Origin of the sequence: Bradyrhizobium sp. AZCC 1693, from assembly GCF_036924745.1 — a bacterium.
GTDB lineage: Bacteria > Pseudomonadota > Alphaproteobacteria > Rhizobiales > Xanthobacteraceae > Bradyrhizobium.
This window is the reverse complement of record NZ_JAZHSD010000001.1, coordinates 2,192,485-2,211,235: the sequence shown is the minus strand read 5'-3', so window position 1 is coordinate 2,211,235 and position 18,751 is coordinate 2,192,485. Positions and strand designations below refer to the sequence as shown.

The window sequence follows — 18,751 nt, the reverse complement described above, 5'->3', positions numbered from 1 at the left end:
TGGCACCCGGGGACGTCAGGTCCGCAACTGCCAGCGGCCGATGACCCGAAACCGCGAATTCGGGTTTTCCTGACGGCACAGGGCGATCGCGTCGATCGCGAGCGGCCCGATGCCTGTTGCCGCAAACCTGCCGCGCAGCATCGCCACAACCTGCTCGCGCCGTTCTGCGGGAAGCCGTCCCGTCAGCGTCATGTGGAAGCGAAATTCCTCGAAGACGTAAGGGTAGCCCCAGCGGTCGAGATAGTCGCGCTGCCGCGGCGTCAGCTTGTCGGGATTTCGCCGTGCGCGGTCTTCCGGGCTGAGGGTGGCCCGGAACGAATCGAATGCCTTGGTGGCGTCGCCGGCGAGCAGTTCGAGCTCCGCCGACGGTTCGGCCGGAATCACCGCGATGAAACCGCTGATCGAATCGACGATCGGTTGGATCACCGGTACAGGCCGGACCAGATCCGCGAACAATTGGCATGCCGCAGCAAGCTGTGACTCGGCCTTGCCGTCGGCCAGCGCCATCGGCGCCTTCAGCGTGGCGTGAAAGCCGTATTTGCGCGGATCGTGCGTCAGATCGCGCCAGTCCAATGGGAGCCCATCCGGAAAGGGCAGGTCGTCGCCGCCATGGGCATCGTAGCCGAGCAGCGATGCGCCGAACCGGTCGGGCGCGCTGCCCGGCGTGGCGGTGTAATAGATTGCGTAACGGGGATAGTTTGCCATCGCGCCAGAATAGGGCCCGCTCACGCGGCCGCAACTGCCTTGCGGGGCGCGACGGACGAACGGACGAGACGGTTCGCCTCCGTCAGATGCACGAGGCGTCCCGCTGCAATGACCGCGACGACCCGCGGGCGCAACGGCGCCGTGTCATCGACGAGAATGATGTCGGCGCGCTGTCCCGCGGCGAGCAGGCCGCGATCGGCGAGGCCGGCGGCTCGCGCCGGCGCCGAGGAGATCAATTGCCACGCCTCCGCCAGCGGCAGCACGCCGTCGGCCGCAAGCCGGAAGGCCGCCAGCAGCGGCGCTGGATAATAATAGTCCGACGCGAGCACTGAACAGAGGCCCTTGGCGATCATATCGGAGGCCTTGGTCCAGCCGGTATGGCTGCCGCCGCGCACGACATTGGGCGCGCCGAACACGATGAAGTCGCCAGCCGCGGCGGCCTCGCGGGCGGTTTCCTCGTTGACCGGAAATTCGGCGATGGCAACGCGCTGCGCACGAAAGGCCTGCCGCATCGCCGGGCTTTCGTCGTCGTGTGAAAGCATCCGGACATCAGCCATGCGCGCTGCCTGCGCCAGCCGGGTGATCGACGCCGGTACGTCGTGGCCGCGGGAGATCACGTTTTGCGCCAGGCGATCGAACGCCTCATCGGTGAGACCCGTGCGCTCGACCATTCGGCTGCGTTTCTGCGGCTTGGCGAGGCTCGCCACGGTCGAGTCCATGTGGTCGTTGAATGCGAACAGGTCGACGCGTCCTTGCCCCAGCCAGTCGATGATCTCGCTTTCGGCGTCGAGGTTGTAGGTCTCGTGCCGCAAATGGAAGCGGGTGTCGGCGGCGAGCTGCGGCCGCATCTGCTCGATCGCCTCCAGCAATTTCCGCGCATTGTCCGCGCTGCGCAGGCCAGGCTCCCACGACCAGGTCGTGGCGTGGTAGACGGTCGTGATCCCGTTGCTTACCGCCTGCCGGTCGCTGTCGATCAATGCGACGTCGATCGGAAAATCGACGCCGGGGCGCGGCATCATCTGTCGCTCGAACGCATCGCCATGCAGGTCGACAATGCCCGGCAGCACCAGCAAGCCGCCGGCATCGATGCCGGGCGAACTGTGGCTGCTATCCGTACCCACGGCGACGATCTCGCGGCCGGCAATCCGCAACGTGGTTTTGTGGATCTCATGGCCGAGCAGGGCTCGGCCACCTTCAATGAACAGTTCGGTCACGATGCGGCACTCTGGTTGAATTGCTGACGGACGGATGTTTCGGCCGATTCGTACTTGTCGAGAAAGCCCTCGACATCGAGCTTGCGGAAATCGGGCAGGGCGCGGCGAAGCGTCTCATGGTCCCAGTCCCACCATGCAAGCTCCGCAAGCCGGCCCGCGACGGATTCGGGAAAGCGCCGCCTGATCGGCCGGGCCGGGTTGCCTGCAACGATTGTGTAGGCAGGGACGTCCCTGGTCACGATGGCGCCGGCCGCGATCACTGCGCCGGTGCCGATCGAGCGGCCGGGCAGAATGACCGCGCCGTGGCCGATCCAGACGTCATGGCCGATATGGACGTGATGCCCGCGCCGCCATGCAAAGAAATCGGCATCATCGCTCTCGCCCTGAAAATAGCTGCTGGCACGGTAGGTGAAATGCGCTTGTGATGCCCGGTGCATCGGATGATTGCCCGGGTTGAGCCGCGTCATCGCCGCGATCGAACAGAATTTTCCGATCGTCGTGTAGGTGATCTGCGAATCGTTCACGACGTAGGAATAGTCGGCCATCTCGACTTCGAGCAGGATGGTCCGGGCGCCGACCTCGGTATAGGCGCCAAGCTGGCAGTTGCGCACCGAGGCGGTGGGGTCGACGGCCGGTTCAGTGGAAAGCATCTTGCCGGCCATCGGTGGTGTCCATCAGAAATCGGGGAAAGATCGTTGGCGTCCGCTCGTCTTCGATGCGCTTGATGACAGGATCATGACGGATACGTGACGCCTGCCAAGGCTGTGGACGAGGGCTGTGGAGGAACGCCGCACCGCAGCAGTCGTGTCACACAACTGTTAGATCGAGCCGTTAGCGATGCTCCACGACTGGAACTCTGGAGCATTGCATGCTGGTGGTAGAAGGTTTGACGTGCCGGTTCGGCACCAAGGCCGCAGTGGATAACGCGTCATTTTCGATCGCGCCCGGCAGCTTCGTCGGCGTGATCGGCCGCTCCGGCGCCGGCAAATCCACGCTGCTTCGCATGATCAACCGCCTCGCTGAACCTTCCGAGGGGCGCATCCTCTTTGAAGGCGTTGACGTGACCGCGCTGCGCGGCAAGGATCTGCGGCAGTGGCGTGCGCGCTCCGCGATGATCTTTCAGCAGTTCAATTTGGTCGGCCGGCTCGACGTCCTGACCAATGTGCTGATGGGGCGGCTGGCCGAAATCCCGTCCTGGCGCTCGCTGACGCAGCTTTGGCCCGAAGAGGACAGGGCGCTGGCGATGTCGGCGCTGGAACAGTTCGATATGGCGTCGATCGCCGCCCAGCGCGCCGACCAGCTTTCCGGCGGCCAGCAGCAGCGCGTCGCAATCGCACGCGCGCTGGTGCAAGAACCCGACATCATTCTCGCCGACGAGCCGATCGCCTCGCTCGATCCCCGCAACACGCGGATCGTGATGGATGCGCTGCTGCGCATCAACAAGCATTTCGGTATCACCGTGATCTGCAACCTGCATTCGCTCGATCTCGCGCGAAGCTATTGCGACCGCCTGATCGGCATGGCGGCGGGACGGGTGGTGTTCGATGGCGCGCCCGAGACCCTGACCGATCGTATCGCGCGCGAACTCTACGATCTCGAAGCCGATGACGTCATGGGTGGCGCGCCTGCGCAGGCACCCGGCGCTGCGGCGATGCCTGAACTCGGCACGGCGGCCGCAGCCTGAGTGTCATTTCTGTACGGGTAGCCGGTTGCAAACCTGCATTCGGCGAAGAGGCGTAACCACAACTAGAGGGCTCACCATGATCACTCGTCGTATCGTTCTCGCCGGCGCGGCCGCGCTGGCGTTTACCGCTTCCGCCTTGGCGCAGGACTGGAAGAACAAATATCCGGAACTGACTTTTGCCGTGGTGCCGGCCGAAAACGCCTCGGGCGTGACCGAGCGCTGGACGCCGTTCGTCGCGTATCTCTCCAAGGAACTCGGCGTCAAGGTCACATTACGCATTGCCAACGATTACGCGGCCGTGATCGAAGGCCAGCGCGCCGGCAATATCCATATCGCCAGCTACGGCTCGGCGTCGTTCGCTCGCGCCCGGCTGACCGGCGTCAAGACCGATGCCTTCGCCAACGACATCAATGCCGACGGTTCGACCGGCTATTATTCGGTGTTCTTCGTCAAGGCGTCGAGCCCCTACAAGAACATCGATCAACTGAAGGGCAAGAATCTCGGCCTGGTCGACCCGAACTCGACGTCGGGCAACAACGTGCCGCGCTTCGAACTCGACAAGCTCGGCATTTCCGACGCCGATGGCTATTTCGGCAAGGTCGTCTTCACCGGCAGCCACGAGAACGCCATGCTGGCGCTGTCGCAGGGCACCGTTGAGGTCGCCGCCAATCAGTGGACCAACGACGACGATTCCACGCTCGCCCAGATGCTGCACAAGGGCATGCTGAAGAACGCCGACGGTTCGCCGATGAAGAAGGACGACTTCCGGATCATCCACAAATCGGCCCCGATCATCAACGGGCCCTACGCCTATAATTCGGACCTCCCGGCCGATCTGAAGGCCGCAATTGCCAAGGCTTTCACCGAAGCGCCGGCCAAGGACAAGGCTGCGTTCGACCGTCTGTCCGACGGTCAGAAGAAGGGCTTCAATCCGGCCACCACCAAGGACTGGGATGGCACCGTCGAATTGATCAAGTTCGTCGATGCGTTGCGTAAAAAGAAGGCGTCCTGATCAATAGACCTAGACGAGCCTGGCCGGGTCCAAGCGACCCGGCCTTTTTCTGTCTAACGCCGTTCTGTTTAACACTCGTTCTGTTTAACGCCTATTCTGTTTAACACTTGGGCACAGTGATCCCGATGGCGAATGCCATATCCATCCTTCCAGACCAGCAACTGGCGGTGCTCAACGATACCTATCGCAAGGCGGTCGCGCGCAAACGTTTGAAGGTGATTTTGGCGGCGGCAGTTTTCTTCGCCGCGTTGATTATCGCAGCGATCGGCGCGGAAGTGAATCTGCGCACGCTCTTCAGCTATTTCGGCAACTTCGTCAGCTATTTCGATCGCATTCTTACCCTGGAAGACGGCACGCGGGTATGGACCAATTTCGGTGAATGGTTCTGGGGCTGGCAGAAGTGGCTCAAGATGCTCGGCGAGACCATTCTCATCAGCTATGTCGGCACCCTGACCGGCGCGGTCCTCGCCTTTGTGCTGAATTTCTTCGCCGCGCAGAACACGTCGCCCGCGCCATGGCTGCGCTTCGTCGTCCGGCGTCTCCTCGAGTTCGCGCGCACGGTTCCCGGCATCGTATTCGCGCTGATTTTCGTCATCGCCTTCGGCCTCGGGCCGATGGCGGGCGTATTTGCAATCGCCGTACATTCCGCCGGCGCGCTCGGAAAGTTGTTCTCCGAGATTGTCGAGAACGCCGACATGAAACCGGTAGAGGGTGTGCGCTCGACCGGCGCAAGCTGGCTCTCCTGCATGCGCTTTGCGGTGTTGCCGCAGGTCACGGCGGGTTATGCCAGCTATGCGCTGCTGCGCTTTGAGATCAATGTCCGCGAGGCCTCGGTGATGGGTTTTGTTGGCGCCGGCGGCATCGGGCAGGAGCTCGTCGTCGCGATCCGCAAGTTCTATTACTCCGACGTCAGCGCGATCCTCGTCACCATCATCGTCACCGTCTTCGTCATCGATATCACGACCGGCTGGCTGCGCGGAAAACTGTTCGGCAAGGAGGCTCGCGCATGAGCCAGTTGCCGAAACCGGATACAGGCGCGCTCCGGACCAAATACCCTGATGTCTTCGACCGGCCCGCATCGGCGCGCCTCGCCATGCCGGCGGTGATGTTGGCTGTGTTCGCGATCTTCGTGTTCGGGCTGGTCGATCTCGGCTTCTCGCCGGCCAAACTGGTGTCGGGCCTGAGCCAGCTCGGCTGGATCACGGTGATGATGATTCCACCCGATCCCGGCTCCTCGCTGCCCGCCTATCTCGCAGCCCTCGGTGAGACGCTGTCGATCGCGCTGCTCGGCACGACCCTGGCTGCCGTGGCGGCACTGCCGGTCAGCCTGCTGGCGGCGCGGAACATCATTCCGTCGAACCTGCTTCGCTTCCCGGTGCGGCGGTTCCTTGATTCCATCCGCGGTGTCGATACGCTGATCTGGGCGCTGGTGTGGATCAACGTTGTTGGCCTCGGCCCGTTTGCCGGTGTGCTGGCGATCGCGCTGTCCGACTTCGGCGCGTTCGGCAAATTGTTTTCCGAGGCCATCGAAGCCGCCGACAGGAAGCAGGTCGAGGGGATCAGGGCTTCCGGCGGCGACGCGCTGCACGAAATACGCTTCGGCCTGATGCCCCAGGTGCTGCCTGTTATCGCGGGGCAGGTGCTTTACTTCATCGAATCGAATACCCGCTCGGCCACCATCATCGGTATCGTCGGGGCGGGCGGCATCGGTCTGCAACTGGCCGAGCAAATTCGCGTGCTGGAGTGGCAGAAGGTCTCGTTCCTGATCCTGATGATTTTGGTCGCAGTGGCCGCGATCGACTGGATCTCGGGCAAACTGCGTTTTGCCATCATCGGACAGCGGGCGGTCGCGTAGGTACTTTGTAGGGTGGGCAGAGGCGCGTTAGCGCCGTGCCCACCATTGGCCCGCACAGGCGCCAATGGTGGGCACGCCCCGCTTTGCGGACCCTACAAACCATTCTCTACCAAGAACTCGACGCGCTCCGCTGCAAAACGCGAACGCTTGGTCGTCAGTGGCTCGCCACCAGTATCGACGTCGGTGCTATCGACCACGAGCACCGGACGTCCGAGCGCGAGGTCTAGCCGCGCGGCGTCGGTCGCGTCCACGATACCGGCGGTGATCCGGGTCGACGCGCGGCGAAAATCCCGGATGCCGTAATGCGCCAGCAGCTTGGTCATCGAGCGCAGATTGGCGAACACCTTCCCGGCGTCGGGGAAGCGTTCGGCCGAAAGCCAGGTGGTGCTGACGCAGATGGGCACGCGGTCGGCGAGCCGCACCGATTCGATCCGGATCAGCGGCGCCCCGGTCTTCAATCCAAGCTCTCGCGCCAGCTCGCGCGTGGCTTCTTCCTCCGTCGCGTCGATGAATTGGCCGCGCGGCTCCCGGCCGCCGGCGCCGACGATTTCAGAAAAGCGCGTCCGTGAGCGCAGGGGATAGGCGAGGCGCCGGGTCTCGACATAGGTGCCGCTGCCGCGCTCGGCGCGCACCAGGCCGCGTTCGGCGAGCGTGGCCAGCGCCCGGCGAACGGTGTGGCGGTTGACCCGATAGGTTTCGGCGATCTCGATCTCGCCCGGCAGCTTTTCGCCGGCAACAAAGCGGCCGTCGGCGATGCCGCGCTCGATGCCGTCGGCGACCTGCCGCCACAAGGCGACGCCGGAGGGCGCGTCCTGGACGCTCATGGAACGAAATGGGGCATCGGCAAAAATCACCTCGGTGTCACGAAATCGTCATGGCGCTTCGTTATCAAGTTGTCTAGTATCATAGACAACTTGATTCCGGCAAGGCCGATATGATGGCGAGCGACGAAAGTATGGAAAACGAAGGTGGCGGGCAGGCGCGGCGCAAGGCTGTGATGGCGGTGCTGGCTCATTCCGCAATAGCCGACATAGAAGGGCGTCTCGGGACGATCGTGTTGCCGATCCACGAAAACCTGCGTGAGCCCGAGAATGGTCTCGTGATGGTGCGAGGCCGCGTCGGCGGCGACGGTGCGCCGTTCAATCTCGGCGAGGCGACGGTATCGCGTGCCGCGGTGCGGCTGTCGACTGGCGAGGTCGGCTTTGGCTACACGCTGGGCCGCGACCGGGAAAAGGCCAGGCTGATCGCGCTGTGCGACGCCATGGTGCAGTCGGCTGAGCTCGCTGGTGCGATCGAAACCCATGTCGTCGCACCGCTGCGTGCGGTGATGATCGAAAGGCAAAACCGCAAGGTCGCGGAGGCCGCGGCAACACGGGTCGATTTCTACACACTGGTGCGCGGTGAGGGCTGACATGACGAGCGTTGCCGAATTGCCCGCAGGATTTGCCGACAAGGTATTGTCGGCGCAATCGACCTTTCGGTCCGTCATGGACGCAATGGCGCGTCCCGGCAGCGTTCAGCGTATCCAGCCTGCAGCGGGTGCGCCTGATACGATGATGCGCGGCGCCGCCGCGATCGCGCTGACCCTGTTCGACCACGATACGCCGGTCTGGCTCGATGGCTGGATGTCGGCGACAGCGGATGTCGCCGAGTGGCTCAAGTTCCACACCAGCGCGCCGGTCGTTACGGATTCATCGATCGCCAGTTTTGCGCTGATAGGAGATCCCGAAAACCTTCCGGCGCTCGATCGCTTCGCGTTCGGCAGCAATGAGTATCCGGATCGCTCGACGACGCTGGTTCTGCAGGTCGAAAGCCTGACGGATGGCCCCGTGGTCGAGTTGCAGGGCCCCGGCATCGACGGCTCGGCGACGCTGCGCGCTTCAATCCGGCCGCGGGATCTGTTCGAGCGGTTGGCCATCAACGCCGCACTGTTTCCGCGCGGCATCGATGTCGTGCTGGTTCATGACGATTCCATCGTCGCCATACCGCGCACGACCCGGCTCGTGAGGGGAGGCTGACCATGTATGTTGCCGTCAAGGGAGGCGAGCGCGCCATCGAGAACGCCCATCGCCTGCTGGCGCATGAGCGGCGCGGCGACCGCGACGTTCCCGAATTGTCGCTGGCCCAGATCTCCGAGCAGCTTTCGCTTGGCGTCGACCGCGTCATGACCGAAGGCTCGCTCTACGACCGCGAATTGGCGGCGCTCGCCATCAAGCAGGCGCGCGGCGACCTGATCGAGGCGATCTTCCTGGTGCGCGCTTTCCGCGCCACGCTGCCACGTTTCGGCGCGACCGAGCCGGTCGACACCGGCGCGATGCAGGTGCGCCGCCGGATTTCCTCCACGTTCAAGGATATTCCGGGTGGGCAAATTCTTGGTCCGACGTTCGATTACACCCATCGCCTGCTCGACCCCCAACTCGCCGAGGGGTTCGCGCCCGAGGCTCCGACGGCCGGGGAAGCCGCCGCCGCGGCGACCCCGCGCGTGACCGACATTCTTGGCCGCGATGGCCTGATCGAGCCGTCGCCGGTCGCGGATCCTGACGCTCCCGTCGGCGATCTGACACGCGAGCCGCTCAATTTCCCTGCGGATCGCGATCTGCGCCTGCAAAATCTGGCGCGCGCCGACGAGGGCTTTCTGCTGGCGCTCGGATATTCCTCGCAGCGCGGCTATGGCCGCAACCACCCCTTTGCCGGCGAGATTCGTTTCGGCGAGGTGGAGGTGGAATTCATGGCAGAGGATGCCGGCTTCGCCGTTCCGCTCGGTTCGATCGCGATGACGGAATGCCAGATGGTCAATCAGTTCAAGGGCTCGGCGACGGAAGCGCCATGTTTTACGCGCGGCTATGGCCTGGCGTTCGGACAAAGCGAGCGCAAGACCATGTCGATGGCGCTGGTCGATCGCAGCCTGCGCGCCCGAGAGCTCGGCGAGGAGGTGATTGCGCCCGGCCAGGACGAGGAATTCGTGATGTCGCACTCGGACAATGTGCAGGCGACCGGCTTTGTCGAGCATCTGAAATTGCCGCACTACGTCGATTTCCAGTCCGAACTCGGCCTGCTGCGGAAGCTTCGCAAGGAATTCGCCGAGGCGAACGAGGCCCCGCAAATGCAGGAGGCTGCGGAATGAACGCGCCAGCTTACAATTTCGCCTATCTCGACGAGCAGACAAAACGAATGATCCGTCGCGCGATCCTCAAGGCGATCGCGATCCCCGGCTATCAGGTGCCGTTCGCCAGCCGCGAGATGCCGATGCCCTATGGCTGGGGAACCGGCGGCGTGCAGGTGACAGCAGCGATCCTCGGGCCTGATGACGTGCTCAAGGTGATTGACCAGGGTTCGGACGACACCACCAACGCGATCTCGATTCGGAAATTCTTCGGCAAGACCGCCGGCGTCGCAACCACCACCTCCACGACGGACGCCACCGTGATCCAGACCCGGCACCGGATTCCCGAGGCGCCGCTGCATGCCGGGCAGGTGCTGGTCTATCAGGTGCCGATCCCGGAGCCGCTGCGGTTCCTGGAGCCGCGCGAGACCGAGACGCGGCGCATGCATGCGCTTGGCGAGTATGGCCTGATGCATGTCAAGCTGTATGAAGACATCGCGCGCTTCGGCCATATCGCGACTTCCTACGCCTACCCGGTGAAGGTGAATGCGCGCTATGTGATGGACCCGTCGCCGACGCCGAAATTCGACAATCCAAAGATGGACAATTGCCCCGCACTGCAACTGTTCGGCGCGGGACGTGAGAAGCGCATCTATGCGATCCCGCCGCACACCGACGTGGTGTCGCTCGATTTCGAGGACCACCCGTTCACGCGCTACCGGTTCGACGCGCCCTGCGCGCTGTGCGGCGCCGGCGATTCCTACCTCGACGAAATCGTCACCGATGACAAGGGCGGACGGATGTTCGTCTGTTCCGACACCGATTATTGCGAGTCCCGCCAGTTGGCCGGCCACCGCAGCAGCGAGAGCGCGGCACCGCACAAGGAGAGGGCGCATGGCTGAGCCGCATAATCCGGTGCAGGACGACGAACCGCTTCTGGTCGCCGATCACCTTGGCAAGAACTATGGCCGGCTGACCGCCTGCCGCGACGTATCCTTTTCGCTTTACCCCGGTGAAGTGCTGGCGATCGTCGGCGAGTCCGGATCGGGCAAGTCGACGCTTTTGCAGCTGCTGTCGGCGCAGCTCGCGCCGAGCGCCGGCCGCGTGTCGTACCGGATGCGGGACGGCGTGTTGCGCGATCTCGCCAGCCTCGGCGAAGCCGAGCGCCGCTTTCTGTTCCGCACGGACTGGGGCTATGTGCATCAGGACCCCGCGCTGGGCCTGCGGATGGCAGTCTCGGCCGGCGCCAATGTCGGCGAACGGCTGATGGCGGTAGGCTGGAATCACTATGGCCGTATCCGCGACAGCGCCTCGTCCTGGCTGGAGCGCGTCGACATCGATACCGCACGCATCGACGACGCGCCGCGGACCTATTCGGGTGGCATGCGGCAGCGGCTGCAGATCGCGCGCAATCTGGTCACTGAGCCGCGGCTGGTGTTCATGGACGAGCCGACCGGCGGGCTCGACGTATCGGTGCAGGCGCGGCTGCTCGATCTGATGCGCAATCTCGTCAGCGAGCTCGGCCTTGCCGCCATCGTCGTCACCCATGATCTCGCTGTGGCGCGGCTGCTGTCGCATCGCGTGATGGTGATGAAGGGCGGTCGTGTCATCGAGACCGGCCTGACCGACCAGGTACTCGACGACCCCCGCGAGCCCTACACTCAACTGCTCGTTTCCTCGATTTTGCCGGCATGAGCGCGCCTATGACTGCGATGATCGACATTAACAACGCCGGGAAAACCTTCACGATGCACCTGCAGGGCGGCGTCGAGCTGCCCGTGGTGCGCGGCGTCTCGTTCCATGTCGAGCCGGGCGAATGCGTGGTGCTGTCGGGCCCTTCAGGCGCCGGCAAATCCTCGATCCTGAAAATGATCTTTGGCAATTACCGCTGCGATGGCGGCCGGATCGGCATCCGGCATCGGGGCGCGGTGATCGATCTTGCCACGGCCGAGCCGCGGCAGGTGCTCAGCGTGCGCCGCTCGACCATCGGCTATGTCAGCCAGTTCCTGCGTGCGGTGCCGCGGGTTGCCACCATGGACGTGGTGGCGGAGCCCCTGATTGCGAACGGATCTGCACGCGCGGAAGCCCGCGAGCAGGCAGGCGCGCTGCTGCGCCGCCTCAACATTCCCGAGCGGCTGTGGGCACTGCCGCCGTCGACATTCTCCGGCGGCGAACAGCAGCGGGTCAACATCGCGCATGGTTTCATCTCCGACCTGCCGATTCTGTTGCTGGATGAACCCACGGCCTCGCTCGACGCGGCCAATCGCGCTGTTGTCGTTGAGTTGATTGAAGAGAAGAAACGTCAGGGCGTTGCGATGGTGGCGATCGTCCATGACGATGAAATTCGGCATCTGATCGCCGACCGGATCGTCGACGTGACGTCATTTGCCGCCGCGGCTTGAAGGAAGAGATGCGAGATGACAAGGCAAGACATCGTCCTCGGTAACGCCCGCATCGTGCTCGCCGATCGCGTGATCGAGCGTGGCTGGGCCGCTCTCGCCGATGGCCGCATCGCCGAATTCGGCGAAGGCAATGCGCCCGCAGGTAGCGAGGATGCCGGCGGCGACCTGATCATGCCCGGCCTGATCGAACTGCACACCGACCATCTGGAAATGCACTATGTGCCGCGCCCGAAGGTGTTCTGGGATCCGATCGCGGCGGTGGTCTCCTACGACGGACAGTTGGCTACTTCGGGCATCACGACCGTGCTGGATTCGCTGCGGGTCTGGCGTGAGGATGGCGCCGAGGAGGTTGATGGCAGGGCAGGCGTGCTTGCAGAAGCGATCACATCCGCGCGCGATGCGAACCTGCTTCGCGCCGATCACTTCCTGCACCTGCGCTGCGAAATCCCGATGCCGAGTGTGGTCGAAGAAGCCAAGGAGTTGGTCGACCGGCCGGACGTGCGGCTGATGTCGCTGATGGACCACACGCCGGGGCAGCGCCAGTTCCGCGACGAGGTCAAGCTGCGCGACTACTACCGCGGGAAGGGGGGCGGCAAAACCGACGCCGAGCTCGATGCGCTGTTCGAGAAGCGCTTCCACTATCAGAAGACATATGCCGCGACAAACATGCGTGAGATCGTCGCGCTCGCCCATCAATATGAAATTCCGCTCGCCAGCCACGACGACACGACCGAGGAAAATGTCGCCGACGCGATACAGGATCGTGTTGCGGTGGCGGAATTCCCGACCACGATGGAAGCTGCGCGCGGGCTGCATCAGGCCGGCATCGGCATCCTGATGGGGGCGCCGAACGTGGTCCGGGGTGGTTCGCATTCCGGCAACATCGCGGCCATCGATCTCGCCCGCGAGGGATTGTTGGATATCCTGTCGTCCGACTACATCCCCTCGAGCCTGCTGATGGCAGCACTGCAATTGCCGCTGCATGTCCCGGCGATCGACCTGGCCGCCGCCGTCCGCACGGTCACCAAGACGCCGGCCGAAGCCGTGGGCCTTGCGGACCGTGGCGAGATCGCAGCCGGCAAGCGTGCCGATCTGATCCGGGTGCATGTCGCCCGCGGCATTCCGGTGGTGCGCAGCGTCTGGCGGGAAGGGCGGCGGGTGGCATGACGGAGACGCTGACAACCACAACAGCAGATCAGGCCGCTGCCATCGGGCCGGGCCGGCTGGTGCTCGTGGTCGGCCCAAGCGGCGCGGGCAAGGATACGCTGCTCGGCCTTGCCAAGGCAGCCTGTGCCGATGATCGCAACATCGTGTTTCCGCGACGCGTGATTACGCGTGAAGCATCGGCATCGGAGGAAAACGAAGAGGTCAGCATCGGCATGTTTCAGGAAGCGTTGACGCGTGGCGAGTATGCCATGCATTGGGAAGCCCACGGCCACCGCTACGCACTGTGGCGCGCGATCGACGACGAAATCCGCGCCGGACGAACCATCGTCGCCAACGTCTCGCGCACCGTCATCGGCGCAATTCGCCGCGCCTATGCCGACGTGGTGGTGGTTTCGATCACGGCGCCGCCAAACGTTCTGGCTGAACGGATTGCGATGCGGGCACGAGGCAGCGACGGCACGGTCGAAAACCGCCTGGGTCGGGTGGTCGAGGATGCCTTGGTTGCGGCGGACGTGACCATCGTCAATATCAGCAGTGCCGAATACCATGCCCGCCAACTCGTCCGCGCCATCAAGGGCGAGAAATGGGACGATTGAAAGGGAAACCGGAAATGACCGTTGTCGCGACCATCGAGCAGCTCGAGGCCATCTACGGCTTTCCTAACGATGCCTCGACGGTCAAGGTCGCGGACAGGATCACGCCGGCCTATCGGGCGTTGATGGACAACTCACCGTTCGCGGCGCTGGCGACCTGCGGGCCGGAGGGACTGGATTGTTCGCCGCGCGGCGACCTGCCGGGCTTCGTTCGCATCCACGACGAGAAGACGCTGATGATGCCGGATCGCCGCGGCAACAACCGTTGCGATTCGCTGCGCAACATCGTGCGTGATCCCCGGGTGGCGCTGTTGTTTCTCATCCCGGGCTCCGGCAGCACGCTGCGTATCAACGGCCGCGCGCATGTCTCCGCCGATCCGGACCTGCTCGCGTCGTTCAAGATGGAGGGCAAGGCACCGCGCACCGTCATCGTCATGACGGTGGAGGAGGTCTACTTCCAGTGCGCACGCGCCATAGTGCGCTCCGATCTCTGGAATCCAGACAAGCGCGTCGACGCCCGAAGCCTGCCGACGCCCGGCCAGATCCTTGCCGAGATGAGCGACAACGCCGTCGGCGGCGAGAAATACGATCGGGAATGGCCGGAGCGCGCGCGGCAGACGATGTGGTGATGCGCTGAGTTCGCGATCCGGCGGCCGATGGCATCAGGCCTGGCGGATCACCTTTTCCGCGCATTTGAGAAAATTCCGGACCAGCGGATTGAGAGAATCCCGGCGCCAGCAAACCGCGACGTCGATGGCGTCGTCGGCGTCGAGGAAGGGCCTGAACACGACGCCGGTCGGGCATCCGAGCTGGGCGCAGGCGGGAAGGATCGCCATGCCCTCGCCGGCAAGAACGAGGCTGAGCGCCGAGTGCACCGTCTCGACCCGATTCGCGACCGGCATGCTGACCTGATGCCGCCTCAGCAGCGACGTCACAACGGAGGTCGCGGGATCCTCGGCAGGTCCGGGCAAGCTTATCAGCGGGCGGCCCTGCAGCTTTTTCACCGGCACGGCCGCTGCGCGCGCCAGATGCGAACCGGCCGGCATGGCCAGCATCAATCGCTGCGTTCCGATCGTGGAGACCTCGATCTCGCTGTGGCGAATGGCCGGCATGCACAGCGCGACAGTCACGCTGTGATCCAGCAGCCGTGCCTCGCGCGTCGATGCGCTCAGTTCGATGAACTCCAGATCGACCTTGGGAAGGGCCCTTCGAAGTTCCGGAACCAGCCTCGGCAACATGGCGTGAGCGAGCGCGAACATGTAACCGACCGACAGTCTTCCCCGGCGCCCCGCCGCCACCGCGCGGGCTGCCTCAAAACCTTCGGCCGTTAGCGCCAGCGCTTCACGCGCGCGCGACAACAAGGCGCGACCGGCCGCGGTCAACTCCATCCCTCGCGTGCCCCGGCGAAACAGCGGGGTTCCTACTTCCGATTCCAATTTGCGGATCTGGACCGACAATGGCGGCTGCGCCATGCGCAGGCGGACGGCCGCCCGGCCAACGCTGCGCTCTTCTGCTACGGCAACGAAATAGCGGAGACGCCGGAGGTCCATTTTTGCTATACCGATCTCGTATGGGTCAGTTGTGTGACGGTATTGGACCTGAAGTCAATGTGGATGTCATCTTTGCGTCATTCGACCCAGGGGATTTTAGCGCGATGAGCGATGAACTGTGCTTGCTGCCTGCGACCGAACTCCGCGCGCGGATCGCCCGCAAGGATGTTTCGCCGGTCGAAATCACGCGCGCCGTTCTTGCGCGTGCCGAGCGAATGCAGCCCGGGCTGAACTGCTTCATCACGCTGTGCGGCGATGAGGCGATGGCCGAGGCGAAGAATGCGGAGCGTGAGGTCATGGCCGGGGGGCGGCTCGGCCTGCTTCACGGCATTCCGTTCACCGTGAAGGATATCGTCAACACCAAGGGGGTGCGAACGACCTTCGGAGCGATCCCCTACAAGGACAACATTCCCGACCATGATGCGGTCGCCGTGGCGCGCATGCGGGCAGAGGGTGCCATCCTCTTGGGCAAGACCACGACGCCCGAGTTCGGCACCAAGTGCCTGACGGACTCGCCATTGTTCGGCCGCACGCGCAATGCCTGGAGTGGCGCGCGCTCGAGCGGTGGTTCAAGCGGGGGAGCGGCGGTTGCGGTTGCCAGCGGCATTGCACCTCTTGCGATCGCGACGGATGGCGGCGGCTCGACGCGGATTCCGTCAGCCTGCAACGGCGTTGTCGGGCTGAAGCAAAGCAACGGCGTTATTCCCCACAGCCAGGTGCAGGACGCGTTCGGCAACCAGACCTATGTGACGCCGACGACGCGCACCGTCGCAGACACCGCCTTGATGATGCAGGCGATGTCGGGAGAAGACGCTTCTGATCCGTGGTCGATCGGATTTCCGCAGTGGAACTTTGTCGACGGATCGGCGCCGAACGGCGATCTGCGCGGGCGCAAGATTGCATTCTGCCTCGCGCCGCCCGGCCGGCCGGTTGCGGCCGATGTCGTCGCGGCATTCAAGGTCGCGCTTGCCAGGCTGGAGGCCCTTGGGGCCGAGGTCGAGGAAATGTCCGGCGACGGATTTGAGGTGGAGCCGATCTGGCGCGCCATCAATCACACCGCGTGGCGCGCGCGGTTCGAGAAGCTTGCGGCCGACCATGGCGACGTGCTGAGCGAGACCTTCATGAAGCAACTGGCGCTGGCCACGAAGGTCAGCGGTGTTGACTATCAACGGGCGATGTTTGACCGTACGGCCCTGTTCCGGCGGGTTCAGACATTGTTGCAAAGGGTCGACATTGTCGCGATGCCAACCATCACCCGAACCGCGCTTCCGATCGATCAGGACCTGTTCGGCACGATAGAAATCGACGGGCGGGTATTCAGCGACGTGCGGCCGAGCTGGTTTCCCTGGACGATGCCGTTCAACATGACCGGTCATCCCGCCGTCAGTCTGCCCTGCGGCTTTGATGCGGATGGCCTGCCGATCGGCATCCAGTTGGTCGGGCAATTCCGTGGAGACGTCGAATTGCTGCGCGTCAGCGCGCTGTTTGAGACCTCGCAAGATCTGCTTGGCCGCTGGCCGAGCCTGGCCGGCTAAGCGAAAATGTGGCTGGCGCCACACGTGCCTGCTAACAAGGGATTGGCCGCTAACAAGGGATTGGCCGCCAACAAGGGAATCTGGACTTGAGCGTCTTCATTTTCCGCCGCTTTCTGACGCTGATAGCGACGCTGGTCGGCGCGTCGCTGATTATCTTCCTTGTCCTGGATGCCTTGCCCGGCAACGCCGCGCAGATGCTGATGGGCGCGGATGCCTCGCCTGATGCGGTCCGGGCGCTGACGGTCAAGCTCGGGCTGGATCAACCGCTGCACTATCGGTACGTCCATTGGATCGCGGGGCTGCTGACGGGCGATCTCGGCAACAGCTATGCCTATGGCACGCCTGTTGCAGCATTGATTGCGGAGCGTCTCACGCTGACAATTCCATTGGCGATCATGTCCATGTCCATGACGGTCGTGCTGGCTCTGTCCGCCGGCATCTATACGGCGGCAAATCACAACAAGCTCGGCGATGTAGGTGTGATGTCGCTGACGCAGTTCGGGATAGCGCTTCCCAACTTCTGGTTCGCCATCCTGCTGATCCTGCTGTTCTCGGTGAAGCTGCAATGGCTTTCGGCCGGCGGATTTGCGGGCTGGGACGAAAGCATCATCGCCGGGATCAAGTCGCTGCTGTTGCCGGCGATCTCGCTATCGGTGGTGCAGGCGGCGATCCTCGCACGGGTCACGCGCTCCGCGGTACTCGAGGTGCTGCGCGAGGATTTCGTGCGCACCGCGCGCGCCAAGGGCTTGAGCAAACGCGACGTATTGTGGCGCCATGTGCTGCGCAACGCGATGATCCCCGTCATGACGGTGATGGGTTTACAGTTCGCCAATCTGCTGGCGGGCACGATCGTGATCGAGAACGTGTTCTATCTGCCGGGTCTCGGCCGGCTGATCTTCCAGTCGATCGCCAATCGCGACCTGATCGTGGTGCGCAACTGCGTGATGCTGCTGGCAGCCGTGGTCGTCATCGTCAACTTCGTGGTCGATGTGCTCTATGCCTTCATCGATCCGCGCATCAAGGTACACAACCTATGAGCACCCCGCTGAGCGCCTCAGTCGAGGTTGCGGCCACCACCGCGCGTCCGCGGCTCGCGACCGGCTTCTGGCGCCGCGCGCTGCGCCATCGCAGCTTTGTTGCGGGCGGCACTCTCAGTCTGATGGTGCTGTGTGCTGCCCTGCTGTCGCTGGTCTGGACGCCGTGGTCAGCCTATGAAATCGACGTGGCTTCCAAGCTGCGGCCGCCGTCGGCTGCGCACTGGCTCGGCACCGACGTGCTTGGCCGCGATATCGTCTCGTTGCTGCTGGTCGGCGCCCGCTCCACCATCATGGTCGGCATCATCGCCGTCGGGATCGGCCTCACCTTCGGGGTGTGCCTTGGGCTGATCGCCTCCGCGCGCAGGGGCTGGACCGAAGAACTCATCATGCGGATGAGCGACTTCACCTTCGCATTTCCCGCGGTGCTCTCGGCGATCATGCTGGCCGCCGTCGCCGGCCCGGGCATGGTGACCTCGATCATCGCCATCGGCATCTTCCAGATCCCAACCCTGGTCCGGCTGACCCGTGGATCGGCCAATGCGATCTGGGCGCGGGAGTTCGTGCTGGCCGCGCGCGCCTCCGGCAAAGGCGGCTTCCGCATCACCATCGAGCACGTGCTGCCGAACGTCCTGCCGATCCTGATCGTGCAGGGGACGATCCAGTTCGCACTCGCGATCCTGGCCGAAGCGGCGCTGTCCTATCTCGGGCTCGGCACGCAGCCGCCGCAGCCGTCCTGGGGCCGCATGCTGAACGACGCGCAGACGCTGCTGTTCCAGTCGCCGATGCTCGCGGTCTATCCGGGCGCTGCGATCGCCGTCGCCGTGCTTGGCCTCAATCTGCTCGGCGACGGGTTGCGCGACCTGCTCGATCCCCGGCTGGCGCGGGAGCGTTGAG

The 18,751-nt window shown here is 64.2% G+C and carries 21 protein-coding genes; 16 read left to right on the top strand and 5 right to left on the bottom strand.

The genetic code is table 11. From position 1 onward, the window contains the following. Positions 1–15 precede the first annotated feature (15 nt). From V1293_RS10790 to V1293_RS10780, 3 genes are read right to left on the bottom strand one after another with little or no spacing between them, the layout of a single operon-like run. Positions 16–705 (bottom strand): DUF1045 domain-containing protein, encoded by a 690-nt coding sequence (locus tag V1293_RS10790; protein WP_334509244.1) that lies wholly within the window; start codon positions 703–705, stop codon positions 16–18. 20 nt (positions 706–725) lie between these two features. Then, positions 726–1,919 (bottom strand): alpha-D-ribose 1-methylphosphonate 5-triphosphate diphosphatase, encoded by a 1,194-nt coding sequence (locus V1293_RS10785; RefSeq protein ID WP_334509242.1) that lies wholly within the window; start codon positions 1,917–1,919, stop codon positions 726–728. Further along, complete coding sequence (locus tag V1293_RS10780; RefSeq protein ID WP_334509241.1) at positions 1,916–2,581, bottom strand: transferase hexapeptide repeat family protein; 666 nt, start codon at positions 2,579–2,581, stop codon at positions 1,916–1,918. Before V1293_RS10780 ends, V1293_RS10785 begins: the two co-directional genes overlap by 4 nt. A 206-nt stretch (positions 2,582–2,787) precedes the next feature. Here V1293_RS10780 and phnC point away from each other — a divergent pair, with 206 nt between their 5' ends. The 4 genes from phnC to phnE (V1293_RS10760) all read left to right on the top strand — a co-directional run bounded on the left by phnC (position 2,788) and on the right by phnE (V1293_RS10760) (position 6,470). Then, positions 2,788–3,603 carry a phosphonate ABC transporter ATP-binding protein gene (phnC, locus tag V1293_RS10775; RefSeq protein WP_334509239.1) on the top strand — a complete coding sequence of 272 codons (816 nt, stop codon included), beginning with the start codon at positions 2,788–2,790 and terminating at the stop codon, positions 3,601–3,603. 76 nt (positions 3,604–3,679) lie between these two features. Beyond that, on the top strand, positions 3,680–4,615 hold the full coding sequence (gene phnD / locus V1293_RS10770; protein WP_334509237.1) for a phosphonate ABC transporter substrate-binding protein: 936 nt from the start codon (positions 3,680–3,682) through the stop codon (positions 4,613–4,615). Between the two features lie 125 nt (positions 4,616–4,740). Further along, complete coding sequence (gene phnE / locus V1293_RS10765) at positions 4,741–5,625, top strand: phosphonate ABC transporter, permease protein PhnE (RefSeq protein WP_334509235.1); 885 nt, start codon at positions 4,741–4,743, stop codon at positions 5,623–5,625. Continuing rightward, positions 5,622–6,470, top strand: coding sequence for a phosphonate ABC transporter, permease protein PhnE (gene phnE, locus V1293_RS10760; RefSeq protein ID WP_334509233.1), 849 nt, complete (start codon positions 5,622–5,624; stop codon positions 6,468–6,470). The genes phnE (V1293_RS10765) and phnE (V1293_RS10760) overlap by 4 nt, the downstream gene beginning before the upstream one ends. A 92-nt stretch (positions 6,471–6,562) precedes the next feature. Here the strand turns inward: phnE (V1293_RS10760) and phnF are convergent, their stop codons facing one another. Next, positions 6,563–7,294: a phosphonate metabolism transcriptional regulator PhnF gene (phnF, locus tag V1293_RS10755; protein WP_334509231.1), complete on the bottom strand. Its 732-nt coding sequence runs from the start codon at positions 7,292–7,294 to the stop codon at positions 6,563–6,565. A 131-nt stretch (positions 7,295–7,425) separates the two neighbouring features. Here phnF and phnG point away from each other — a divergent pair, with 131 nt between their 5' ends. Genes phnG through V1293_RS10710 form a run of 9 tightly spaced genes read left to right on the top strand, consistent with a single transcriptional unit; the run spans position 7,426 to position 14,364 of the window. After that, positions 7,426–7,881, top strand: coding sequence for a phosphonate C-P lyase system protein PhnG (gene phnG / locus V1293_RS10750; RefSeq protein WP_334509228.1), 456 nt, complete (start codon positions 7,426–7,428; stop codon positions 7,879–7,881). Between the two features lies 1 nt (position 7,882). After that, a complete protein-coding gene (gene phnH, locus V1293_RS10745) occupies positions 7,883–8,488 on the top strand; it encodes a phosphonate C-P lyase system protein PhnH (RefSeq protein ID WP_334509225.1) in 606 nt (201 codons plus the stop codon). Between the two features lie 2 nt (positions 8,489–8,490). After that, positions 8,491–9,594 (top strand): carbon-phosphorus lyase complex subunit PhnI, encoded by a 1,104-nt coding sequence (locus V1293_RS10740; RefSeq protein ID WP_334509222.1) that lies wholly within the window; start codon positions 8,491–8,493, stop codon positions 9,592–9,594. Continuing rightward, entirely contained in the window at positions 9,591–10,475 is an 885-nt protein-coding gene (locus V1293_RS10735; protein WP_334509220.1) for an alpha-D-ribose 1-methylphosphonate 5-phosphate C-P-lyase PhnJ, read from the top strand. Before V1293_RS10740 ends, V1293_RS10735 begins: the two co-directional genes overlap by 4 nt. After that, positions 10,468–11,268 carry a phosphonate C-P lyase system protein PhnK gene (gene phnK, locus V1293_RS10730; protein WP_334509219.1) on the top strand — a complete coding sequence of 267 codons (801 nt, stop codon included), beginning with the start codon at positions 10,468–10,470 and terminating at the stop codon, positions 11,266–11,268. Before V1293_RS10735 ends, phnK begins: the two co-directional genes overlap by 8 nt. A gap of 8 nt (positions 11,269–11,276) precedes the next feature. After that, positions 11,277–11,975 (top strand): phosphonate C-P lyase system protein PhnL, encoded by a 699-nt coding sequence (gene phnL, locus V1293_RS10725; RefSeq protein ID WP_334509218.1) that lies wholly within the window; start codon positions 11,277–11,279, stop codon positions 11,973–11,975. Between the two features lie 15 nt (positions 11,976–11,990). Next, positions 11,991–13,142: an alpha-D-ribose 1-methylphosphonate 5-triphosphate diphosphatase gene (locus V1293_RS10720; RefSeq protein WP_334509217.1), complete on the top strand. Its 1,152-nt coding sequence runs from the start codon at positions 11,991–11,993 to the stop codon at positions 13,140–13,142. Further along, on the top strand, positions 13,139–13,738 hold the full coding sequence (gene phnN / locus V1293_RS10715; protein ID WP_334509214.1) for a phosphonate metabolism protein/1,5-bisphosphokinase (PRPP-forming) PhnN: 600 nt from the start codon (positions 13,139–13,141) through the stop codon (positions 13,736–13,738). The genes V1293_RS10720 and phnN overlap by 4 nt, the downstream gene beginning before the upstream one ends. 14 nt (positions 13,739–13,752) lie before the next feature. Beyond that, positions 13,753–14,364, top strand: a complete 612-nt coding sequence (locus tag V1293_RS10710; RefSeq protein WP_334509212.1) for a pyridoxamine 5'-phosphate oxidase family protein — start codon at positions 13,753–13,755, stop codon at positions 14,362–14,364. Positions 14,365–14,397: 33 nt separating this feature from the next. Here V1293_RS10710 and V1293_RS10705 read toward each other — a convergent pair whose 3' ends face one another. Then, positions 14,398–15,285: a LysR family transcriptional regulator gene (locus V1293_RS10705; RefSeq protein ID WP_334509211.1), complete on the bottom strand. Its 888-nt coding sequence runs from the start codon at positions 15,283–15,285 to the stop codon at positions 14,398–14,400. 104 nt (positions 15,286–15,389) lie between these two features. Between V1293_RS10705 and V1293_RS10700 the strand changes: the two genes are divergently transcribed. From V1293_RS10700 to V1293_RS10690, 3 genes are all read left to right on the top strand, one after another. Then, entirely contained in the window at positions 15,390–16,820 is a 1,431-nt protein-coding gene (locus V1293_RS10700) for an amidase (RefSeq protein WP_334509210.1), read from the top strand. Between the two features lie 86 nt (positions 16,821–16,906). After that, on the top strand, positions 16,907–17,857 hold the full coding sequence (locus V1293_RS10695) for an ABC transporter permease (protein WP_334509209.1): 951 nt from the start codon (positions 16,907–16,909) through the stop codon (positions 17,855–17,857). Then, on the top strand, positions 17,854–18,750 hold the full coding sequence (locus V1293_RS10690; protein WP_334509208.1) for an ABC transporter permease: 897 nt from the start codon (positions 17,854–17,856) through the stop codon (positions 18,748–18,750). The genes V1293_RS10695 and V1293_RS10690 overlap by 4 nt, the downstream gene beginning before the upstream one ends. Position 18,751: the final 1 nt, after the last annotated feature.